Here is a 21,582-nt window from a genome sequence, read left to right on the forward strand (position 1 = left end):
GCGACCCCCAGGGCTGCCGTCGCGAACCATAAGCCGCACAAGCCCGGCATGCCCGCACGGACAGCGGCGGACGTTGAGTTGCCTGCTTCTACACCAGCACTTCGGGACATGGCGGATGCCCCAAAAAGGCCTGCGGGCTGGCCGTCGCGCCATAGGCCCCGGACTGGAACACCACAACCAGGTCGCCGGGCTGCGCCACGGCCAACTCCATCCGGTCGGCCAGTACATCCAGCGGTGTGCACAGCGGCCCCACGACACAGGCGATTTCGCGCGCGGGCGCCTGCAGCCGGTTGCCGATCACCACCGGGTAATTGCGCCGGATCACCTGGCCAAAATTTCCCGAGGCAGCCAGATGCTGGTGCATGCCACCGTCGGTCACCAGGAACACCTGTCCACGCGACACCTTGCGGTCGATCACCCGCGCCACATAAATGCCCGCTTCGCCCACCAGATAACGCCCCAGTTCCAGCACCAACCGCGCCGCAGGCAGCGCACGCGCCAGGTCGGCCTGCACCTGCGCCAGGGCATCGGCCACGGGAGCGAGGTCCAGCGCATGCTCGCCCGGAAAATACGGTATGCCCCAGCCGCCCCCCAGGTTGACGTGGCGCACGGGTGCCGGCGCATCCTGCGCCAGGCGCAGCACCAGATCGAGCGAGCGGCGCAGGCTCTCCGCAATGGCGTTGCCACGCAGGTTCTGCGAGCCCGGATAGAGATGAAAGCCCTCGAAGGCCAGGCCGTGCCGCACCATGCCGCACAACAGGTCTGGCACCTGCTCGGCGTCGATCCCGAAAGGCTTGGGCCCACCCCCCATGTGCATGCCGGCACCGCGCAATTCGAAATCCGGATTGATGCGCAGTGCCACGCGCGCCGGCCGCCCCAGCGCCTGCGCGGCATCGGCCAGCACCCGCAGTTCGCGCGCCGACTCCACATGCAGCAACACCCCTGCGGCCACGGCCTGGCGCAGCTCCGCATCGCGTTTGCCCGGCCCCGCAAAGCCGATGGACCGGACATCCGCGCCGGCATCCAGCGCCAGCTTGAGTTCGCCAGCCGACGCCACGTCCATGCCATCGACCAGCGGGCGCACAAAGCCCACCAGGGCCGGCATGGGGTTGGCCTTGATGGCGTAGTGCAGGTGCACGCCTTGCGGCAGCACCTGGCGCACGGCTGCGATGCGCGCGGCGATCAGCGCACGGTCGTAGGCGTAAAAAGGCGTCTGGCCGACCCGCTCGGCCAGCAAGGACAGCGGCATGCCGCCGACCTGCAGTTCATCGCGGGAGGTGTCGAATCGATCCATATTCCTGTCTCCAGCGTTGGCGGTCCAGCTTGCCATTGGGGCTGCGCGGCAGCGGCTGGCCGACCCAGTCCAGCACTTTGGGCAGCATGTACGCGGGCAGATGCGCGCGGCAATGCGCCAGAAGGGCCGCACTGTCTGCGTCGGCGTTGCCGCTGGCCCTGGGCGAAGCCAGCAGCGCCGCGCAGATGGCGCTGCCCAGCGCCTCGTCGGGCACCGCATGCACCAGCGCTTCGGCCACCAGGCCGCTGGAATACAGCACCTCTTCCACCTCGGTGGGACTGACGCGGTAGCCCGATGTCTTGATCATCTCGTCGCGCCGGCCGACGAAATACAGGAACCCATCGGCATCGCGGCGCACCGTGTCGCCCGAGTACACCGCCCGCTCTGGCGCACGCCAGTCGCCACCGGCGGGCAGCAGGTCCGCAGGCCAGGGCCTGAAGCGCTGCACGGTCGCCTCGGGCTGCCGCCAGTACCCCAGGGCCACCAGCGGACCGCGATGCACCAGCTCGCCGGGCTCGTCGACGGCACACTCGCTGCCGTCTTCGCGCAGCACGCGCACATCGGCATTCGGTATCGCCCGCCCGATGGAGTCGGGTCGCCGGTCCACCTCGTCGGGCGGCAGAAAGGTGGAACGAAACGCCTCGGTCAGCCCATACATCAGAAAGGGCGAGGCTGCAGGCGCCAGCTCGCGCAAGCGCTGCAACGTGGCCCGGGGCATGCGCCCGCCGGTATTGGCCCAATAGCGCAGATGTTGCGCGGCACCGGCCGGCCAGTCCAGCGCCGCCAGCTGCATGTACAGCGGCGGCACCGCCGTCAGGCCCGTGACCCGCTCCCGCACCATGGCCTGCAAGACATCGCGCGGCAACAGGTAGTTGAGCAGCACCACGCGTGCGCCCACCAGAAAGCCTGTGGTGAGCTGGCTGAATCCGGCGTCGAATGACAGTGGCAGCACGGCCAGCAAAGCGTCATCGGCGTGGTTGTGCAGGTAGCTGGCCACGCTGGTGGCACCGGCCACCAGATTGCGGTGGGACAGCACCACCCCCTTGGGCTGGCCGGTGCTGCCGGAGGTGTAGAAAATCACCGCTGCATCCATTTCCAGCAAGGTGGGCAACGCAAGCGGCTGGCTCGCCAGCACATCGGACCAGGCATGCACGCCAACATGCGCCGCCCAACCATCTGGAGCGGCCGGCGGTTGCCCATCACACAGCACCACGTGCCGCAGTCCGGGACAGTTGGCCAGCACCGGGGCCAAAACCGCCAGGCGCGCAGCGGATGTCACCAGCACCTGCGCTTGCGCGTCCTGCAGAATGTGCGCCACCTGCCCCGCCTTCAACAAGGGGTTCACGGGCACCAGCACACCGCCCGCGGCAGGCGCGGCAAAACTGGCCACCACGGCTTCCACCCGCTTTTCGAGATACACCGCCACGCGGGCGCCGCGCTCCAGCCCCAGGGCCAGCAGGCCCGCTGCAATGCACTCGATCTGTGGCTGCAAATCGGCATACGACAGGTGCCAACCCTCCACCGTCAACGCACGGTGGTTTGGCCAGCAGGCAGCGGCGCGGGCCGGCAGCTCGTGCAGCAAAACAGGGGGCACTCCGCTGTGAAAATCCGGCGCTTGGGGCATGTGGGAGATGGTAAGTCATTGCCATGCTTCGCAGCGACCCGGCATGCCTAGAATCCATCCGCAACCCCGCCACACACCCGTACCCGCCATGAACCTGACCGAACAAGTCCTTCACGTGCTCGACAGCGCACTCAGCCTGCAAGGCCGCACCGCGGGTTTCACGCGCGACACCCCGCTGCTGGGCGCCCTGCCCGAGCTCGACTCGATGGCCGTGCTGGCACTGCTCACCGGTCTGGAAAACCACTTCGGCATCACCTTCAGCGACGATGACCTGCGTGGCGCGGTGTTCGCCACCGTGGGCAGCCTGAGCGACCTGGTGGAGCAGGGGCTGGACCGGCAGGACCCATGAGCCTCCTCGGGCCGGCCCCCCTGCCACAGGCATTTTTCCTGCCGACCGCTTCCGGGCAGCGCTTTTGCCTGTTTCACCCTCCGCAAGGCGATGTCCAGCGGGGCTGCATGCTGTACCTGCACCCGTTTGCCGAGGAGCTCAATGCCACGCGGCGCGTGGCCGCTCAGCAGGCGCGAGCACTGGCGCAAGCCGGCTACGGCGTGCTGCAGATCGACCTGCTGGGCTGTGGCGACAGCGAAGGCGACTTGGCCGATGCCACCTGGCAGGCCTGGCTGCAGGACGCGCGGCTGGCCCACCGCTGGCTGCAGGAACACGCCGGCGGCCCGCTGTGGCTGTGGGGCCTGCGCGCCGGCGCCCTGCTGGCCACGGCGCTGGCGAGCGAGCTGGCCGATCCTTGCCATTTGCTGCTGTGGCAGCCGGCCATCAGCGGGCAGCAGCAGCTGCAACAATTTCTGCGCCTGCACACCGCCAGCCAGTGGCTGGGCCATGGCAACGCCAGCGGACCGCCGCCAGCGCACCTGCTCGACCAGGGCCAGTCCGTGGACATTGCCGGCTACACCCTGACCCCCACACTGGCGCAGGGTCTGGCTGCGGCGCGGCTGCAGCCACCCCCGAAGCCCCCAGGCCGGCTGGTCTGGCTGGAGTTGTCCGCCCAGGCAGAGCCCATGCTGACGCCGGCCTCCGTCCAGCATCTCGCCCTTTGGCGCGACGCAGGCTGGGCGGTGTCTGCACTGGCGCTCACGGGCCCGCTTTTCTGGCAAACCGTGGCCCACGATGAAGCCCCTGCCCTGTTGCAGGCAACGCTCGACACGCTGCACGAGACGGGCACACAGGCGAAGACGCCATGAGCTTCCAAGAGCAAGCCCTGCCCATCCCCGGCCCCCACGCGCAAGACATGCTGGGCATCGTCAGCCTGCCTGCACCTGGCACACCCCCGTCCACCACGGGCGTGGTGATCGTCGTGGGCGGCGCGCAATACCGGGCGGGCAGCCACCGGCAGTTCGTGCAACTTGCCCGATTCCTGGCTGCCGCAGGCTACCCGGTGTTGCGCTTTGACTTTCCCGGCATGGGGGACAGCCCGGGCGAGCCCGTGCCCTTTGAAGACTCCGCCCCCCACATTGCCGCAGCCATCGACGCCTTCTGCGCCCAGCCCGTGAAGGTGGGCAAGGTCGTGCTCTGGGGCCTGTGCGACGGCGCCTCGGCCAGCCTGCTCTACCTGCAGGCCAGGCATGACCCGCGGGTGACGGGCCTGGTGCTGCTCAACCCCTGGGTACGCTCCGACGCCGGACTGGCCCGCGCACGGGTCAAGCACTACTACCGCCAGCGCCTCCTGGAACCCGCCTTCTGGCGCAAACTGTTCGCGGGCGGCGTGGGCTGGCAGGCGCTGCGTGGCCTGGGGAGCAACCTGCGCACCATGCGCCAAAAACCGCCCCAAACGCTCACCTATCCAGAGCGCATGGCGCAAGGTTGGGAGGCGTTTGCGGGGCCCATCCTGCTGCTGCTGAGCGAGCGTGACCTCACGGCACTGGAATTCGTGGAACACGCGAACACCCGCGGCAGCTGGGCCGGCTGGTCCCGAAAAGCCGCACTCACCCGGCACACACTGCCCCTGGCCGATCACACCTGCTCTACGCCCCAGTCACAGCAATCCGTGCAAGCCCTGGTACGGGACTGGCTGGACGCGCTGGTACGCCCATCCACCTGAGCACTTCATCGGTGGAAAAACCGATGGCGGCTTTGAGCCTCTTGGCGGGAACGGAATCCTTCCCTTTTACGGTTCGCGAGGTGCCCGCAAGTCCTCTTGTTTGGTCACCACAGGCAGCAGCTGGGCCATCCGCCTGATCCACGCCCCCGCAACATGCTGGCCACCTGCCCATAAACCTTGCAAACTGCGCGGATCGAACGCCACCAGCCCCACGCGCTCGCGGCGCTGGGCCATCCAGTCGCGCTTGTAGGCGTCGTCACCGCTGAGATAGTCGACCTCCCGCACACCATCCACGTCCATGGCATGCGCCATCAGTGCCGCCGTGAGGACCGAGCCGGGCGACAAGCGGTCTTGTCCCTTCACATAAGCCAGCTTGTAGATATTGGCCTTGCCGCCATGCACCAGCCAGACCTGCGCGGCCAGGGGCTGCTCGCCCAGCCACAACACGCCCAGCCGCAACCAGCCTTCGTGCGCCGCAGTGCGCACCAGCCCTGGCATGAAGCCGGGACAAGGCTCCGGCTGCTTCCAGCTTTGGGCATAGACCGCCTGGTACGCGGCCAATGCCCGGTCCAAGTCGGTCGATGCCCCGGTATGGATGTCGATGCGCCAGGCTCCCGCACGGTCGAGCCGGCGCCGGCCCCGCTCCACACTGTGGCGCAGCGCAGATGGCCGCTGCTGCCAATACACAGCAAACCCGCCCTGCGGGACGATTTGGTAGTGGTTACCGAAACAAAAGAACCGGTCGGTCCAGTATCCGGCGGCTTGCAGCCCGCCCTGCAGCGCCGCCAGCCACGCGCTGTCGGCATCCAGCGGCTGCAGGCGCAGCACGGCGCTGCCCGGCAGCTGTTGCAATGCCTTTGCAAACGCCAGCCACTGCGGTGCAGAAAGCTCGCCAACCGCTTGCGCCGAGCCCACGGGGCCATAGAGGCCGCTGTAGTAGTTGCCCAGCGCAGCCAGCGGCTCGCCGGGCGCCTGCTGCATCAGGTGCAGGTGTGCCCCCCCCGCCCCGGGGGGCACAGGCAGCGAACAGGTCCAGTGCCGGTGGGGTGCCCGCGCGAAACCATGGGCCCACAAATTGGCAAACCAGGCCTCGGTCTCGAACACGTCGCCGGGCATGCCGTCGCCCTGCCCTGTTCGTTCAGCGGCCGATGGCCAGGTAGTCGACCCCCTGGCTGCGCACCCAGGCGGGGTCGTACAGGTTGCGGCCATCCACGATGAGCGGCTGCTTGAGCCGCGCCTTGAGCAGTTCAAAGTCAGGGCTGCGGAACTCTTTCCATTCCGTCACGATGACCAGCGCGTCCGCCCCCTCCAGGGCCTCGTTGGGCGTCTGCGCATAGCGGATGCGCGGCTCGTCCCCCAGCACGCGCTGTGCCTCGGGCATGGCCACCGGGTCGTAGGCGGTGACGGTGGCGCCAGCCGCCAGCAGGTCGGCCAGCAGCTCCAGGCTGGGCGCTTCGCGCATGTCGTCGGTGTTGGGCTTGAACGCCAGGCCCCACACCGCAAAATGCCGGCCCGAGAGGTCTTCGCCCAGGCGCTGCTTGATCTTGTGGCCCAGCACATGTTTTTGCGCGGCATTGGCGTCTTCCACCGCCGTGAGCACCTTCAGGTGCAGGCCTGCATCGGCCGCCGCGGTCTGGATCAGGGCTTTCACGTCCTTGGGAAAACACGAACCGCCGTAGCCGCAGCCCGGGTACAGGAAGTGATAGCCGATGCGCGGGTCTGAGCCCATGCCCTGGCGCACCATTTCAATGTCGGCACCCAGCTTTTCGGCCAGATTGGCCAGCTCGTTCATGAAGCTGATGCGCGTGGCCAGCATGGCGTTGGCGGCGTATTTGGTCAGCTCGGCACTGCGGGCATCCGTCACGACCAGGCGATCCCGATTGCGCTGAAACGGCGCGTACAGCGCACGCATGAGCAAAATGGCCTGCTCGTCGGAGGCGCCGACAATGATGCGGTCCGGGCGCATGAAATCCTCGACCGCCGCGCCTTCCTTGAGAAACTCAGGGTTGGAGACCACCGCATAAGGCGTCTGCGCGCCCCGCTGGCGCAGTTCGTCGGCAATGGCGGCATGCACCTTGTCGGCCGTGCCCACAGGCACCGTGCTCTTGTTCACGACCACCTTGTAGTCGGTCATGAGGCGGCCGATATTGCGCGCCGCAGCCAGCACGTATTGCATGTCGGCCGAGCCATCTTCGTCGGGTGGCGTACCCACCGCAATGAACTGCAGGGTGCCATGCTGCACGGCACGCGCCACATCCGTGGTGAAGTGCAAGCGGCCAGCCGCCACATTGCGCTGCACCATGTCCTGCAAACCGGGTTCATAAATGGGAATCCCCCCCGCCTCCAGCACCTGGATCTTCTCCCGGTCGAGATCCAGGCACAGCACATCGTTGCCCACCTCGGCAAGACAGGCCCCGCTGACCAGCCCCACATACCCTGTCCCGATGACTGTAACTTTCATGACGCCTCATTAAAAAAACTGTGCCGCGCTGGCATGCCAAAAGGCATCATAGCGACGCGGCAACATCCAGCGGCCGGTGGATTTTCACGACTGTGCCACCAGAAAAACCCCCGCACAAATCAGTGCGACACCGCCCGCGCGCAGCGGGGAAACCTGCTCGCCCAGCATGAACCCCACCACCACCGTGAAGGCGAACCCCAGCCCGACGAGCGGATAGGCCTTGCTGACGTCCCATTTCGACAGCACGCCCAACCAGATGACGGCCCCCAGGCCATAGAGCACAAATCCCCCCAGCACATATCTATTGGTCATCACCGAAGCCAGATGGACCAGCGAATACGGCGGCGCCATCGCATCCCGCACCCCCGGGTCCGACATGCCCGCCTTCAGCAAGAACTGCGCAGCCACCGACAGCGCGACGCTCAGCAGGGCAATCGCAAAGGTGTTCATGGATAAAGCTCCCAAGTGAAAAAATACGCCGCCATGGCTGCAGCAATCATGGCCAGCACCGTCAGGCGGCTGCCACGGTTCTTGAGGGCATAGACAACCGGGTCATCGTGCATCTCACCGCGTGATGTCTTGATCCACAGGCGTGCCATCCAGTACACCAGCCCGATGGCCACGAACCACAGCATTTGCGGGGTGGCGTAGCGCGCCTGGGTCTCGGGCGCGCTGATGAACAGGCCGAACACCACCACGGCACACAGCGCCGCGCCCACACCCAGCGGCCACAGCACCACCAGATCGCTCACCCGGTAATCACGCCCACGGGTCGCGCCCGCGCCGGCGTCTTTCAGCGACACCAGTTCCGCACAGCGCTTGACCAGGGCCAGGCTCAGAAATATGAATGCCGAAAAAGCCAGCAGCCAGGAACTGGTGATCGCACCGATCGCCACCGAGCCTGCCAGGATGCGAATGGTGTACAGAAGCGACAGCATGAGCACGTCCATCAACACGTATTCCTTGACCACCCCGCTGTAAAAGCTGGTCAAGACCAAATACGTCACCAGCATCCCGAGAAATCCTTGCGACACGGTGCTGGCCAGGCCAAGGGCCGACACCAGCGCGATGCCCGCTACCAGCAGCCCCTGCACAATCGGCAGCGCGCCGCTGGCAAAGGGACGCAGGCGTTTGCGGGGGTGCGCGCGGTCGCTTTCGAGATCCCACAGGTCGTTGACGATATAGGTGGCGGATGCGGCGAGGGAAAACGCCATAAAGGCCAGCACCATGCTGGCCAGCTTGTCGATGTGGGTGAATTCGAAGGTGGTGAGCAGCGGCACGAAAAGCAACAGGTTCTTGATCCACTGGTGGACCCGCAGGGCCCGCAGCCACACGGCCATGCCGCCGGCGGGCTTCGGGTACTCGCGCTCGATGGGTACTTCGCGCCGCACCTGGGCCGCTGTGCGGTGCCCCACCCCCACCAGAATCGCCGCCTGGGCCTGCTTCCAGATCGGCAGATCGGCGCGGCAATCGCCGGCATAGACGAATGCTTCACCCACTTGGGCCTGAATCGCCTGGAGTTTCGCCGGGCCCTTCAGGTTGTTAGCAGCGTCGGTGGAAAGCACCTTGTCGAAAATCCCCAGGTGCCTTGCCACCCCCTGTGCGGTGGTGTGGTGCGCCGCCGTGGCCAGGACGATTGCCCGCCCCCTGGATTTCTCTGCGCGCAGGTACTCCAGCAGCGGTGTGCAATAGGGAATGTTTTCAGCGTCGAGGGTAACGCGGGACGCAATGGCTTCCTTGAACCCTGCCCGGCCGCGCATCAGCCACAAAGGCAAGCGCAAAACGCTCCACGGAGAACGCTTGAGCAGCCGGACCAAGGACTCCAGCAAGGTGTCCGTGGGCGTCAGGGTGCCGTCCAGGTCAACGACCAGAGGCAAGTTCGATGTCTGGACCACTCTCCCCCTCCTCCATGAAGTGAGGCCCGTTGTAGCAGATAACCCTGCCAGTACCACGTCCTTTTTGGCTGCCACAACCCCGTTGCGGGAGCAGAAAAATGCCACGAACACCCGAAGAAAAAGCGGCAATAGCTCTTTAATTCATAGCAAACCCCATCAGCCATTCGCAACCAATCGTTGGCGCCTTGGACCGCTGGCGCTGGGTCGCCATGCGGCCAAAGCGCGCCTGGTTCGGCCGATTTCGAAGGAAACATGTTTGCAAATGTTTCCAGAACATGGCGCGATGCATACCTGCTGCATGCCCTCATGGAGCCCTGCTTGGCAGCAGAGGCTGCGGTGGACGCCCAGAGCTTGCTTGTGCAACAGCCGGGCATTTTCCATCGCACGCACCTTAGGTTTTGTGCTATACGTTTTCGCCCTCTTGCACATGAATGCGGAGAATTGGCCGGCACTCAGAACCCGCTTGCCCAAGAAACCTGAATGCTGTCAGACCAGGCCGCCGGCTGTGACAACCAGTTTCTTCTGGGGAAACACCCTCTCTGACAATTCGGGGTCTGCCGCAGTTCGGCGCAGTCTTTCGCCGCCATCCATGCCAACAAACGCTTGTTGCGCGGCAACTTTTACCCCCCAATGCACTCACGGCGGACCAGGATGTCTTGGCCCTGCCCTGCAGCGGTGTGAGCCGCCAGCCCACACACCAAGTCACCCCAATCGAATAGCCCGAGATACATGAGCACTCCACCCACCCTCCAACATACCAGCAGAAATGATGGTCGCAAGGGGTTTATCAGCCTGCTTCTCTTAACCACTTTGTCAGCCTGCGGCGGCGGCAGCGATAGCGCCACACTCGGCGTCGAGACTGCGCAAGCGTCCGAGTCCGCTGCGACCCCAGGCACCGTGACGAATCCAGAGACAGCTCCCGCCCTACCGCCAGCTCCGACACTGATCGCCAAAGCCCCATTCAGCTGTGCCGCAGGCGCCATCACCTGTGTGGAAGTGGCCTCCACCAGCTCCCAGGCGCAGGCCAGCCTGCCAATCACCTTTGGTCAACCCTTCAAAGCGGGCGACTGGCTGCACACGGCGCAAGGACTGGTCGCCCAAGTGGGCGGAGCGACCATCCCCCTGCAGGCCGACGAGATCTCGTCGCACCGCGACGGCTCCGCCCGATTCGCCGTGCTCAGCGCCCAGTTGAGCAATGTTCAGCCGGGCGAAGCGCGCATCATCAACATCTTTTCGGGCGCCAAGACCAGCAGCCCCCCCAGCGTGCCGGCATCCCCCGACTGGAACCTGGAGCTCGAAGCCCAGGTATATGACGCCAACGGCAATGTGACTGCCACGCTGGTGGCCCAACCCCAAGCCCAGCTCGCCACGCAAATCGCCAACAACACCGACCGCCGCCTGGCCGGCGCCGTGGCCAGCGAGTACACCGTGGCCCTGCCCTTCAAAGACAAGGCCACCGGCACCCAGCACCCCCATCTGACCGCCCGCCTGCACACCCGCCTGCTGGACGGCGGCCAGCGCATCCGCACCGACGTGGTGATGGAGAACACCCGCACCTGGACGGAAAGCCCCGGCAATATCACGTATTCGTTTGCCGTCAAGCGCAACGGCAGCACGATCTACACCCAACCCAAGTTCACCCACTACCACCACGCGCGGTGGCACAAGGTGCTGTGGACCGGCGCGTCTGCCGAACCGCTGGCGCGGGTGCGGCACAACATGCCTTACTTCATGGCGAGTAAGGCGGTGTGGAATTACGACCTTAATCTCACCATTCCAGAGACCGTTCTTTCTTCCTTCTATTCGCAGTACACCCAAGCGAAAGCCAATCAAGCCAGCCTTGGCCCGATGGCCAACTTACTGATGACGGCCTATTTTCCGACCACGGGCGGTCGTCCGGAAATCGGGCCGGTGCCTCAGTGGACGGCCTTCTACTTGATTTCGCAAGATGAGCGAATGAAGGAGGTGATGCTTGCCCACGCCGATGTTGCTGGGGGGGTACCAATTCACTATCGCGATGAAGCCACGTCTCACCCGCTAGATTTGGACCGTTACCCCAACGTATCAACTCTGCGTGGAACGTCACAGCCGGCTCTGCCAACTGTGGTTAATGGGTCCACAACATGGGAAGCTGACACTGCACACCAAGGGTCTTTCGCCTATGTTCCCTATCTCGTCACCGGCGATGCCTTTTATTTGGACGAATTGAGTTTTTGGGCAGCCTGGAACTTGACGGCAATGAGCCCCGGATATCGGAGTTACGGTCAAGGTCTCCTCTGGGAAGATCAGGTCAGATCGCACGCATGGACCATGCGCGCACTGGGGGACGCAGCACGAATCCTGCCAGACTCACATTTCCAGAAGGGCTACTTCAAGCAGCGTCTTAGCAATAACCTTGAGTGGTTCTATCAAAACTGGGTGATCAACCCTGATCGCACGCAAGTGCCGCCCACGAATACGCCAATCAGTCCATACGGCCTTAATATCACGGTTCCCTGGCAAAACGATTTTCTGGCCATAAGTCTTTCATTACATGCAGAGAACGGCGAACCAAGAGCACTCGAACTTGTAAAGTGGATGAGCGATTTTGGAGTAGGAAGATTTCTTGCCGAATCTCAGGGCTTCTGCCTCTCAAAAGCTGCGGCATATAACATCAACCTGAAGGACGCGAACAACAATTTCGTCTCTGGATGGAGCGCTCTCGCCCAACTGAACTTCCCCGGCTTCAACTGTGCTACACCAATTGAATACGATGGCTATCCAAGCTGGGCAGGCGGCTACGCATCTAACGCAAGAGCGATGCTTGCAGCAACGACCTCGATCAGCATAGCAAATGCCCGCCAAGCCTACGACTTGTGGAAGTCAAAAACTCCAAGCATAGATACTGATTACCAAAACAATCCAACTTGGGCAATCGTACCCAGATAAAAAACCCCTGTCATACGACAGGGGGTTTTTATGCCCTTGCTCCATTTTGGACGTAACGCCTAGCCAAGGAATCCAACGAGACCGCAGCACACACAGCAACCAATGGAATTATTGGCTCCCGGTATCGGTAGATCACATAAAACACCATATGAACTCCGGTATAGGCCGTTAACATAAGCCAAAATAACAGCTTATCTTTATCACTCGGCCAAGCGACAAAGATTGATCCAATTGCGAGGACAATCAAAACCAAGAACTGAATGAGCCAGAGAGTCCTGACAATCTTCTCCATGCCCCCACCACTTCCTTCTCCATCATGAAGCGGGGGCCACCAGAAATACACGGCCTTTTTGAGCGCAAGTTCAAAAAATTCAAACGGATTCTTCACAATCCACTCAAACGCCATCACCCTTAAAGCCGAACTTGCTCCAACCTCACCAAGTTCAGCCCTCATTTTTTCCCACTCCGAGCCAACTGGGGTATCCGCCACTGACATGAAATATCCCGTGGCATTCGGATTGTTACCCAGATAAAAATTAAACCCACCGTTGGTGTTAAGAACAGGAGAACCAACCATCTCCTGATTTCTTTGAACCCAAGGAGCCAACATGGCCATGGACACTGCACCGATAATGAATAGCGCCGCCACTCGCTGCATAGGCGTCGAATTGCTCAAGCAAACACCCACGACCAACGAAGCCAGGACACTCAAGCCAGCATTCCCCACCAGAGCAATGCCAGCAATAACAATGGCCGCCAACAAAGAATAATAAATGCCAATCCGACGAGACAGATTGATGATGCAATATGCAAGCAATAGCATTAAAAATGCAAGCAACCCCTCTTTGGCAATATAAACAGAATAAACTCCAGCCGGCAAATACACAGCATATATGACTGCCGCCGAAAATCGCCCCCAAGCGCCCAAGCCAATCGCTCGCGCAATTAAATAACAAAGAACCACACACCCAAGACTTAGCACCACATTTGCATAGCGAGCCCCAACGACCAATTCATCAAATATATGCGCGACTGGGACAAGAACAAACAGAGGGTAGCCTGCATTATAAAAGGCCAAATTACCCAGAGAATCCACCAACCCTCTTCCGCCAAGATAATTCTCAGCCATTGCAAGATAGGCAAGCTCATCACTGGCTGGCTGATGAGGAAACAGAAGTACCGCAAGAACTCTAAGTACTGCAGCCACCACCAATATCGCTAGCAAACCAAAATTTTCTAAATTCCTCATAGCGCCCACCTCCAAGCCAAGTTACATTCATTATTCACTTAACAGATGGGACACCCCAATCTTCTGAGCACAACTCGTGAGGGCAAAGTTGCCATTCAGATCTTTAGACAAATCTCGAAACTCATTGTTTGGTGAAACCCTTTTGTACCCCTCAAACTTGATCTGGGAGAAATGCCCGGCACTGAAGTCCTTCTCCTTCAACGCCAAGACCTTGCCGCCATGGCGCCGCTTCCAGTAATAGATACCGGTTCCGTGGTCCCAGTAGTAGTTCGGCAATTGCGGGTCGCCGGAGTTGACCGAGCGATTTCGATGAGACTGGAAATTCAACCACCAGCCACACCCCTTTTCGTACTGGTCGCGACTGGCCGAGCGCGTGGTGCAGCCGATCAACTCCCAGAAACGCCGATGGCTAAGAGAAAAGAGGTCTCGCCAACCTGCAGTGCTGACAGCAGCAGTGGTGCCATCGGGCAGTCTGGCAAACAACTGGGCCATTTCGCGCATCTTGGGCTCAGGCAGCAGCAGGTCTGAGTGCCAAAAGGCGATGCGATCCACGAACAAAAAGGCGAACTCCAGGGGAAAGTGCGGGTACAGCACAGGCAAGTTCAGGCCAGCATTGAAGTCCACCACCACCGCTCCAGGCACCACGTTCTCTGGTACCCCAACCCTGGGGTCGAAGCCGACCACCGGCGTCCATCCGGCATTCTTGACCAGCCGTTGCTGCAAAAGACACCAATCCGAATCGACATTCCAGCAGAGCCATGGGAGTTGCACCCCTGACAATGCCTTCGTCCATTTTTCGGCGGCACGAAAAATTGACTCGACATCGTCGCCCCAGGCCTCCCAGTTGCCCATTCCTCGTCGGTATTCAATAGACCGTTTATCCATCTTCTTGCCTGACGTTGAATCTGCGCATTTCACTCGCAAATGGGTAACAGTGGCCATTGCGTATGACGCACTAAGTGACTGGGGGACAACCTTGACGAAGTCCACCTCGCGGGAGTCTCTTGAGGCTGTCAGTACTGGGCTACCGTGAACACGGAGGCAACTTTACCCAGTAAGCAAGCACAGTGCGAGAATTTTCCGGACAAAACAGGTCGAGTCATGAAAAGATGCATGTGAAGACTAAATCTGTAGGATTTGCGAGCGAAGCGCCACCAAGTCAGTCCTCTGAGTCTTTGGAAGTTGCCAACGTGTCCTCGGTTCGTCAAAAAGTCGCCCTGCAATTTTTCGTCAGCAACCTGGCCCTGGTGGCCAACTTTGTGCTGACCATTGTGCTGGCCCGCCTGCTCAGCCCGCAAGACATTGGCATCTTCTCCATGAGCGCAGTGCTCATGGCCGTGGCGCACGTGTTTCGCGACTTTGGCGTTACCGCCTTCATCAAGCGCGAGAAGGAACTCACCCCCGAAGGCCTGCGCAATGCACTGGGGGTGCTGCTGGTGACCTCATGGAGCGTTACCGGCGTCATGCTTTTGAGCGCCCCCTATTGGGCCGAGTTCTTCCGCGAGGCACGGGTGGTGCCCGTGGTGCAAGTTCTGGCGCTGGGCTTTGTGTTCATTCCTTTTGGTGCGATACCCATGGCCATCTTGTCGCGCGAGATGGCGGTAGAAAAATCGGCGCGCATCACCGCGGTGACCACTGTGGTGTTCTTTGCCTCATCAGTCGGCCTGGCGCTGGCGGGCTTCGGCCCCATGACCATGGCCTGGGCCAACCTGATCAACATCATCGTCACTGGCGCCATGGCGCGTTGGGCCTTGGGTCGGCCATTGCCCTGGCTGCCTGCCTTTGGGCAGAGCAAATCCATCGTGCACTTCGGCCTGGGCAACCTGCTCACTGCTCTGCTCAAGGCTGCTGACAATGCCTTGCCCGATATCTTGCTGGGCCGCAAGATGACACCGGCCGATGTGGGCTGGTTCAGCCGGGCCAACTCCACCGTGAACATGGTGAGCACGGCCCTGCTGCCCACCGTGAACTACTTCGCCCTGCCCTACCTGGCCAAGGTTCATCACGCCAATGGACCGGTGGCTGGGGAGTACCTGCGGGCCACCTCTCTCATCAATGCCCTGATGTTGCCGGCCTTGGTAGCCATCGCGGTGCTGGCACACGACATCGTGAGCTTCCTGTACGGCAACGCCTGGTTGGACGCCGTGCCTGCCATCCCCTGGTTGTGCCTGGCCTATGCGGTAAGCAGCCTGTTCACACTGAGCGCACCCGCCCTCACGGGGGTAGGCAAGCCCTATGCCGCCATCGGCCCCACCGCCTTGCTGGTGGTGGCCAAGGTCACGTGTGCGCTGTGGCTGATGGATGGCACCCTCAACACCTTTGCGCTGGCCATGGCACTTGGGCAGCTGCTCAGCCTTCCCTACCAGCTGTGGACTCACCAGCGCCACCTGAGCCTGCCGTGGACCGATTGGGCCAAGAGCACGCTGCCGCTGCTCATGCAGACCGCGCTGGTGGGAGCGGTGTGCTTCGGCATTCGCGAGACCCTGCCCGTGCACACGCCAGCCTGGGCCGCCATCGCCATCGTGGGCCTGGGGGCCTCTGTCTCTTTCCTGGCCGGGTGCTTCCTCTTGTCTCTTCCCATGGCAGAGGAATTGAAGCGGCTGCAACACGCGGTGCTGCAACACACGCGAGGCAACACGTGAGTTCATGGCCTGCTAATCACGCGCTACAGCCCACACCGCCCAGCAGCTGTGCCGGGCTGTTGATCGGTCACACAAACTTGTGCATCGCCTGACAAGATGGTGCCCCACCACGCCACCACAATGAAACAGCCTCGAGTCTCCGTCGTCATCCCTGTGCGCAATGGCAAGGACTACATCCAGGAAGCACTGGACAGCGTGCTGCAGCAGTCGTTCACCGACCTGGAGTTGCTGCTCATTGACGACGGCTCCACAGACGACGACTACGACCGCTATGCCCAGCAAGACGAACGGGTGCGGGTGACCCACCTCACCGGCACCGGCGTCTCGCGGGCACGCAATGTGGGCATGGCGCAGTCACGAGGAGAGTTCATTGCTTTTCTGGATGCCGATGACGTGTGGTTCCCCGGCAAGCTGGAGGCACAGGTGCGCTACTTTGATGCGCACCCTGACGTGGGCGTGGTGTTCGGCAAATTCATTCGCTGGCCCGCCTTGCCTGGTGGTGGGTTTGCTCCGGCTAGCTCGCTGATCCAGGACGTATCCCAGTTGAGCAAGGCCGAAGAAGAACGCTCGGGCTGGCTGTACACCCGGCTGCTCGATGGCCTGCTGGTGGGCATGAACACTGCCGTGGCGCGGCGCCCGGTGTATGAGGCCATTGGCGGGTTCAACGAATCCATGCGGCAAGGCGAGGATTACGATTTCTGGTTGCGGGCTTCGCGAGTTGCCGAAATGCATTCGCTTGATGGAGCAGTGGCGCTCTACCGCATCCACTCGGCCAGCGCCATGCATCGACTCTCCCCAGACAACCATCTGGCCAACTTACTGAAGGCAGCGTCGATGCGCTGGGGCTTGGTCACCCAGGGTGGCCTTGGGCTTTCACACAAGGCATTTGATGAACGCCTGGGCAGTGTTCATTTTGATCACGCCTATTCGCACTATTGGCATGGCGACCGAACGGTTGCCAGGGCTGCTTTCTGGCAGGCCTTGAAAAAGGGACACCGCCCACTCCGTTGCCTCGCCTACATCGCCTTGTCGTTTTGGTCGGGGTACACCAAAGAACCAAGCGCCTGATCAGCTAGCCAAACGCCAGTGCAAACGCTGGCTTGCATCCAGCGCTCGACCACGCAGCCCCGTTGCCACAAGGCCCTTGAAGAAGTGATGCTCTTCATTCGCGAAGTCCCGCTTAGCGGTACTGTCGCCCTCTCCCCTGTCAATACAGGCAATGCCTTCTTCCCGTGCCCCCTGCAGAACATAGCGGTACAGGATTCGCCCGGGTGAATAGGCCGAATAGCGGTTGTCGTACACAGGAAACCAGTAGTGCAAGAGCGGCCCGCACTGCAGCCCGAAATGCCCGGCCGCCCATTGGTCCCCGCAATGCAACACGCTGAGCAGGGGCTGGCAATTGGGGGATTCGGCTTTTAGGAGGTGCGCCAGCAGGCGCGCATTCGCCGGGTCAAGCAGTGCACCACCGTCATGGCCAGTGCGCCTGTACTGAGAGTTCTTCAAGGCCACCAGGCAGTCGAGGTCTTGTTCAGGCGTGCTGGATTGCATCTCAAACCGGATAGGGCCGTGCTCGGCCACCAGCTTGCGCTCGCGTCGCTCGGTGTCGCTCACCAGCTTTTTGTCTTGGGTACGCAACCATTCCCAATGAGCTGCGCCACCATCGGGGTGGATGCGCGTGCGAAGCCCTTTTCTGGGGCTGTCGCCAGTTAGGCCATGTATCGCCTGGCTCTCGTCCAGGTGGGTGAAATACAGACAGGGCACACGGGCTTGCCGCAGAAGCTGGCCCCAATCAAGCGTAACGTCTGGACGCGCCAGCAAGCCGAAGTAATCGGTCATGTGGCCGCCCACAGGTTCGCGCATGCCCAGTCGCCCAAGCCAGCCAGCAACTCGTTGCAAGGGCATCACGCCCACCAGCTCATCGGTCTGCCAACACAGCAGGACGTCCACTGACCCGAGCGTTTCATGCACTGCCTCGGCATACGTGGGCGACAGGAAGGCCCAGCGCGAGGTGGCGCTTTGGCTGAGCAACTGAGCCCAGCCAGAGCGCTCGGCAGATGTGAGTGCCTCGAAGGGCTTACGCTGAATGCGAAGTTGGTGGCGGCTCATGCGCGAACAAGCCCCTGTACCGGTCGGAAGAACAAGAACATGGCCAGGCGAGCAAAGTCGATCCGCCCATTGCGTGTCGTCCAGCCGTTTTCCGGCAGGTGGATGCGGGGCACGTCGAAGCGCAATTGAGGCAGGTTGGTCACGTTCGCTAGGCAGGGGTTGCTGTCGAACACCACCTCAAACCCAGCCTCTGTCAACAACTCACGAGAGGAGTCGTTCTTCACGCCGTGCGGATAAGACAGCGAGAGGTCTTCCAAGCCCAGGGCGCGCAGGTGGCTTCTGCAATCAAACACCTCGACCCGTGGGTCGCGGGCGTAGGCGATGGGTGAATGCGAATGGCCATGGCCTCCCAGGTCAAAGCCGTTGTCGGTCCATTGGCGCAGATCGTCAGCGCTCACCATTTGCCGATCGGCAATTTCTTGCAGCACGCGGGGGTCTGCCTGCTGGATCAACTGGCGGCGCTGCGCCTCGGGCATGCCCGCCAGCTTGGCGGCCACCTGCTGGCTGTAGCCGGGTTGGGTGGATGCATCCGCCGGCATGCCCAGCGCTTGCAGCAGCTTGCGTGCTGTTTGCGGGTTGGCCAGCACGGCCACGGCGGCGTCTTGCCACCAGCGAGGCTGCTTCAAATCAAGCACTTCGGTGGCCAGGAACAAGAGGGCCGGCAGCCCGCGCTTCTTCAGCTCGGGCATGGCGTATTCGACGGTGTCGCGCCAGCCATCGTCGAAGGTGATGAGCATGGGGCAGGCGGGCAGTTGCCCCTTGCCGTCGATGGCCGCCTTCACCTGGGCCAGGCTGACCACGTTGTAGTGGCGGGTCACGAAGTCGAGCGTACGCCCGAAGCCTTCCAGGCTGAAGGCGAATTCACGCTCGGATTGCGCCAAGGCGTGCGAGCCGGCCGGCAACACCCGGTGAAACATCAGCGCCGTGAGCGCGTGCTGGTTGCGGTGCCGGTGCCATGCGCCCAGCAGGCCCGAGCGGTACAGCACGGTGCGAGCCGTGTCTTTGATGGTGCTGGCAATGCTCATGTGGCCACCTCCGGCACCTGCATCGGCTCTGTCATCAGGTTGCGCACCAGTTGAAAGGTCACATGCCAATCGCGTTCGGCCCAAGGAGTGAAACGGGGAATCTGGTAGGGCGAGGTGCTGGCGTCGGCCACGCCCCAGTGGGTGGTGACGGCATAGCGGTAGCCGGCGCGTTTCACCGCGTCCACATGCAGGCGCGAGAAGTCTGCAAAGGGCCGGCCATTGGGATAGGCGAAACCATTCACCGGCCCGCGCACGATGGCCTGAAGGCGCTCGCGGGTGCCACCAATTTCGCGCTCAACCTCCGCAGGGTTGCAATAGTCAAGGATGGGATGCAACGCGGTGTGTGCGCCAATGCCAAAGCCCTGGCTGTGCAGGTCGCGCAGTTGCACCTCGGTCAACACAGGCACCGCGGTGGCCTGTACGCCAGCCATGGCCTCCAGTTGCTGCAGGATCTGTTCGCGGCGATAGAGCGTAAGGTACTTCAGTTCTTGCTCCAGACGCTGCACCTGGCGCTGGCGGTCGGTCGTGCTGGCCACCGGCTGCGCCGGCAGGAAGGGAATGCCCATGTCCAGCATGGGCCCGGGCAGGCGGCGCACCGCCGCCAGGATGCGCTCGTGCCACAGCGGTACGCCAGCAAACTGGCCCGAGGTGATGAAGAAGGTGGCGTGCAGGTTGCGCCGCCGCAGGGCCGGGGCAACGCCCGCCAGCCAGTCGGGGTAGCCATCGTCAAAAGTGATGCAGGCGGCACGGCGCGGCAAGGTGCCCGCCACAAGGCGGGCAATGGCTTCTTCCAGCGGCAGGACATTCAGTTTAGAGAAGGTCTGGTCCAGCAACTGCTCAAACCGCGCCATGCTCACATCGGCCGGCACCAGCGGGTCGCATTGTTGCGGCACCTTGTGAAACAGGAACACCGATAGCTTGTCTTTGGACAAGGATTGCAGGACAAGTCGGGAGATCACGCTTTCCCCCTTGGGCCAATAGCTGTTGACTCGCGCGCAACCGCCGCCAGTGCACGTGCCACGTGCACACGCAGCAGTTCCATGAGCATCACGACCATGTAGATGACCTCCAGGTAGCCCAGGCTGACAGAGGCTCCGCCCACCATGTAGGCCAGCACCGCCAGCATGAGCATATCGGCCATGTCTCGCGCCCATTGGTACGGTGCGCCAAGCTGGATCGTCATCCGTTTGATGGCCTGCCGGCTCCAGAACGCGCGCAACAAAATGAACAGGAAGAGCCCCAACCCCACCAGGCCGATGTCGCCCATTACCTCAAAGTAGATGCTGTGGGCCGCCTTGGCGGAAAACTCCGGGACGGGCAGGTTCAGAAAACCGAGCAAGCCCGGGGACATTTTGAATTGGTCCCAGATCGCCTGCACCTGGACGGCATGAAACCCGCCACCAAAAATCGGGTTCTCCAAGGCAATGGCAGAACTGATCTTCCAGGCGATCACGCGGCCCATGAACGAGCTGTCTTCGTCAGCCTCTTTGATGGAGGACAGGCGGCTGGTGATGTCTTCGGGTGCAAATGCCAGGAAAGCCAGCACAGCGCCAACCACCAGCACCAGCGCCATGCCCTTGCGCCGGGAAGTGAGGATGAGCCACAACCCGACGACCGAGACCGCAATGAAGCCGGCGCGCGACCCGCCACCCAGAATGGCGAGCACCACCACGCAGAATGCGCCCAGATAGCCCAGACGGATGAGACGATTGACGGTGTAGCTCTGCAGGTAAAAAAGAACCGGCAACACCAGCGCGAGCGCGGTGGACAGATGGTTGCGGTCTGCCAGCATGGTCCCTGCGGGACCCAGCATGTTGTGCCCACCGCCCGACGCCACCGTTTTCAGGCCATTGAGCACGCCGTGAACCCCCAGGCCCAAGGCAATGACGATGAGGATGGCGTGGAAATGCACGCGTTCACGCACGAAGAATGGCATGACCAGGCAGAACAGCAAGCCCTTGATGAGGAACTCAAAGTACTGGTCGTTATAGGGATTGCCAGCGTAGGCCAGTAAAAAGGCCAGAGTGGCATGGGCCGCCAGCCACAAGTAGAGCCACGTCACCTTGTTGAACTGGTAGTCGCGCCAGGGCACCCGCCCAAGCGCCAGCAACACCAGCGTCAGCAAGGCGCACACAAAATTGACCCGGTTGCCCACCATCCAGCCGTAAAAGTAAGTGGTGGGCGCGAGCAAGCCCGTCCACCCCCAAAGCAGGTAGGCATTGAACGGACGCGCCAGCGCCAGCGGCAGCGCGGCCAGCAACATCAGGGCAAAAGCCAGATCACGCATGTGTCGTCACCATGGAA

The 21,582-nt window shown here is 62.3% G+C and carries 18 protein-coding genes; 6 read left to right on the plus strand and 12 right to left on the minus strand.

The annotated features are described in order from the left end of the window. Positions 1-88: 88 nt before the first annotated feature. Entirely contained in the window at positions 89-1,294 is a 1,206-nt protein-coding gene (locus K225_RS0104840) for a pyridoxal-dependent decarboxylase, exosortase A system-associated (RefSeq protein WP_026435361.1), read from the minus strand. Next, on the minus strand, positions 1,266-2,918 hold the full coding sequence (locus tag K225_RS0104845) for an acyl-CoA ligase (AMP-forming), exosortase A system-associated (RefSeq protein WP_026435362.1): 1,653 nt from the start codon (positions 2,916-2,918) through the stop codon (positions 1,266-1,268). The genes K225_RS0104840 and K225_RS0104845 overlap by 29 nt, the downstream gene beginning before the upstream one ends. 88 nt (positions 2,919-3,006) lie before the next feature. Here K225_RS0104845 and K225_RS0104850 point away from each other — a divergent pair, with 88 nt between their 5' ends. From K225_RS0104850 to K225_RS0104860, 3 genes are read left to right on the plus strand one after another with little or no spacing between them, the layout of a single operon-like run. Next, entirely contained in the window at positions 3,007-3,267 is a 261-nt protein-coding gene (locus K225_RS0104850; protein ID WP_026435363.1) for an acyl carrier protein, read from the plus strand. Then, entirely contained in the window at positions 3,264-4,115 is an 852-nt protein-coding gene (locus K225_RS0104855) for a hydrolase 2, exosortase A system-associated (protein ID WP_026435364.1), read from the plus strand. The genes K225_RS0104850 and K225_RS0104855 overlap by 4 nt, the downstream gene beginning before the upstream one ends. Beyond that, positions 4,112-4,972: a hydrolase 1, exosortase A system-associated gene (locus K225_RS0104860; RefSeq protein ID WP_026435365.1), complete on the plus strand. Its 861-nt coding sequence runs from the start codon at positions 4,112-4,114 to the stop codon at positions 4,970-4,972. The genes K225_RS0104855 and K225_RS0104860 overlap by 4 nt, the downstream gene beginning before the upstream one ends. Positions 4,973-5,038: 66 nt before the next feature. Here the strand turns inward: K225_RS0104860 and K225_RS20355 are convergent, their stop codons facing one another. From K225_RS20355 to K225_RS0104880, 4 genes are all read right to left on the minus strand, one after another. Then, entirely contained in the window at positions 5,039-6,088 is a 1,050-nt protein-coding gene (locus tag K225_RS20355; protein WP_238323189.1) for a GNAT family N-acetyltransferase, read from the minus strand. A 22-nt stretch (positions 6,089-6,110) separates the two neighbouring features. Further along, complete coding sequence (locus tag K225_RS0104870) at positions 6,111-7,433, minus strand: UDP-glucose/GDP-mannose dehydrogenase family protein (RefSeq protein ID WP_026435366.1); 1,323 nt, start codon at positions 7,431-7,433, stop codon at positions 6,111-6,113. A gap of 84 nt (positions 7,434-7,517) precedes the next feature. Then, positions 7,518-7,883, minus strand: a complete 366-nt coding sequence (locus K225_RS0104875) for a membrane protein (protein ID WP_026435367.1) — start codon at positions 7,881-7,883, stop codon at positions 7,518-7,520. Then, positions 7,880-9,328: a UbiA family prenyltransferase gene (locus K225_RS0104880; RefSeq protein ID WP_026435368.1), complete on the minus strand. Its 1,449-nt coding sequence runs from the start codon at positions 9,326-9,328 to the stop codon at positions 7,880-7,882. Before K225_RS0104880 ends, K225_RS0104875 begins: the two co-directional genes overlap by 4 nt. A 729-nt stretch (positions 9,329-10,057) precedes the next feature. On the opposite strand from K225_RS0104880, the gene K225_RS0104890 reads away from it, so the two are divergent. Continuing rightward, positions 10,058-12,256, plus strand: coding sequence for a hypothetical protein (locus K225_RS0104890; protein ID WP_238323190.1), 2,199 nt, complete (start codon positions 10,058-10,060; stop codon positions 12,254-12,256). 28 nt (positions 12,257-12,284) lie between these two features. Here K225_RS0104890 and K225_RS0104895 read toward each other — a convergent pair whose 3' ends face one another. Both K225_RS0104895 and K225_RS0104900 read right to left on the minus strand, forming a co-directional pair. Continuing rightward, on the minus strand, positions 12,285-13,505 hold the full coding sequence (locus K225_RS0104895) for a hypothetical protein (RefSeq protein WP_026435370.1): 1,221 nt from the start codon (positions 13,503-13,505) through the stop codon (positions 12,285-12,287). 30 nt (positions 13,506-13,535) lie between these two features. Then, entirely contained in the window at positions 13,536-14,447 is a 912-nt protein-coding gene (locus K225_RS0104900) for a hypothetical protein (RefSeq protein WP_155885226.1), read from the minus strand. Positions 14,448-14,695: 248 nt separating this feature from the next. On the opposite strand from K225_RS0104900, the gene K225_RS0104905 reads away from it, so the two are divergent. Then, on the plus strand, positions 14,696-16,147 hold the full coding sequence (locus tag K225_RS0104905) for an oligosaccharide flippase family protein (RefSeq protein WP_026435372.1): 1,452 nt from the start codon (positions 14,696-14,698) through the stop codon (positions 16,145-16,147). A 120-nt stretch (positions 16,148-16,267) separates the two neighbouring features. Next, on the plus strand, positions 16,268-17,215 hold the full coding sequence (locus K225_RS20360) for a glycosyltransferase family A protein (RefSeq protein WP_051248712.1): 948 nt from the start codon (positions 16,268-16,270) through the stop codon (positions 17,213-17,215). Here the strand turns inward: K225_RS20360 and K225_RS0104915 are convergent, their stop codons facing one another. Genes K225_RS0104915 through K225_RS0104930 form a run of 4 tightly spaced genes read right to left on the minus strand, consistent with a single transcriptional unit; the run spans position 17,216 to position 21,565 of the window. Continuing rightward, on the minus strand, positions 17,216-18,253 hold the full coding sequence (locus tag K225_RS0104915) for a GNAT family N-acetyltransferase (protein ID WP_026435373.1): 1,038 nt from the start codon (positions 18,251-18,253) through the stop codon (positions 17,216-17,218). Continuing rightward, on the minus strand, positions 18,250-19,278 hold the full coding sequence (locus K225_RS0104920; RefSeq protein WP_026435374.1) for a polysaccharide deacetylase family protein: 1,029 nt from the start codon (positions 19,276-19,278) through the stop codon (positions 18,250-18,252). Before K225_RS0104920 ends, K225_RS0104915 begins: the two co-directional genes overlap by 4 nt. Then, on the minus strand, positions 19,275-20,237 hold the full coding sequence (locus K225_RS0104925; RefSeq protein ID WP_026435375.1) for a polysaccharide deacetylase family protein: 963 nt from the start codon (positions 20,235-20,237) through the stop codon (positions 19,275-19,277). The genes K225_RS0104920 and K225_RS0104925 overlap by 4 nt, the downstream gene beginning before the upstream one ends. Beyond that, on the minus strand, positions 20,234-21,565 hold the full coding sequence (locus K225_RS0104930; RefSeq protein WP_026435376.1) for a putative O-glycosylation ligase, exosortase A system-associated: 1,332 nt from the start codon (positions 21,563-21,565) through the stop codon (positions 20,234-20,236). Before K225_RS0104930 ends, K225_RS0104925 begins: the two co-directional genes overlap by 4 nt. Positions 21,566-21,582 lie beyond the last annotated feature (17 nt).

It is taken from the genome of Acidovorax sp. JHL-9, from assembly GCF_000426205.1.
Lineage (GTDB): Bacteria > Pseudomonadota > Gammaproteobacteria > Burkholderiales > Burkholderiaceae_C > Acidovorax > Acidovorax soli.

Coding starts and splice junctions, on each gene's coding strand:
- K225_RS0104840 (WP_026435361.1), bottom strand. CDS start 1,294: ATGGATCGATTCGACACCTCCCGCGATGAACTGCAGGTCGGCGGCATG.
- K225_RS20360 (WP_051248712.1), top strand. CDS start 16,268: ATGAAACAGCCTCGAGTCTCCGTCGTCATCCCTGTGCGCAATGGCAAG.
- K225_RS0104895 (WP_026435370.1), bottom strand. CDS start 13,505: ATGAGGAATTTAGAAAATTTTGGTTTGCTAGCGATATTGGTGGTGGCT.
- K225_RS0104915 (WP_026435373.1), bottom strand. CDS start 18,253: ATGAGCCGCCACCAACTTCGCATTCAGCGTAAGCCCTTCGAGGCACTC.
- K225_RS0104870 (WP_026435366.1), bottom strand. CDS start 7,433: ATGAAAGTTACAGTCATCGGGACAGGGTATGTGGGGCTGGTCAGCGGG.
- K225_RS0104850 (WP_026435363.1), top strand. CDS start 3,007: ATGAACCTGACCGAACAAGTCCTTCACGTGCTCGACAGCGCACTCAGC.
- K225_RS0104860 (WP_026435365.1), top strand. CDS start 4,112: ATGAGCTTCCAAGAGCAAGCCCTGCCCATCCCCGGCCCCCACGCGCAA.
- K225_RS0104890 (WP_238323190.1), top strand. CDS start 10,058: ATGAGCACTCCACCCACCCTCCAACATACCAGCAGAAATGATGGTCGC.
- K225_RS0104875 (WP_026435367.1), bottom strand. CDS start 7,883: ATGAACACCTTTGCGATTGCCCTGCTGAGCGTCGCGCTGTCGGTGGCT.
- K225_RS0104920 (WP_026435374.1), bottom strand. CDS start 19,278: ATGAGCATTGCCAGCACCATCAAAGACACGGCTCGCACCGTGCTGTAC.
- K225_RS0104845 (WP_026435362.1), bottom strand. CDS start 2,918: ATGCCCCAAGCGCCGGATTTTCACAGCGGAGTGCCCCCTGTTTTGCTG.
- K225_RS20355 (WP_238323189.1), bottom strand. CDS start 6,088: ATGCCCGGCGACGTGTTCGAGACCGAGGCCTGGTTTGCCAATTTGTGG.
- K225_RS0104900 (WP_155885226.1), bottom strand. CDS start 14,447: ATGGCCACTGTTACCCATTTGCGAGTGAAATGCGCAGATTCAACGTCA.
- K225_RS0104855 (WP_026435364.1), top strand. CDS start 3,264: ATGAGCCTCCTCGGGCCGGCCCCCCTGCCACAGGCATTTTTCCTGCCG.
- K225_RS0104930 (WP_026435376.1), bottom strand. CDS start 21,565: ATGCGTGATCTGGCTTTTGCCCTGATGTTGCTGGCCGCGCTGCCGCTG.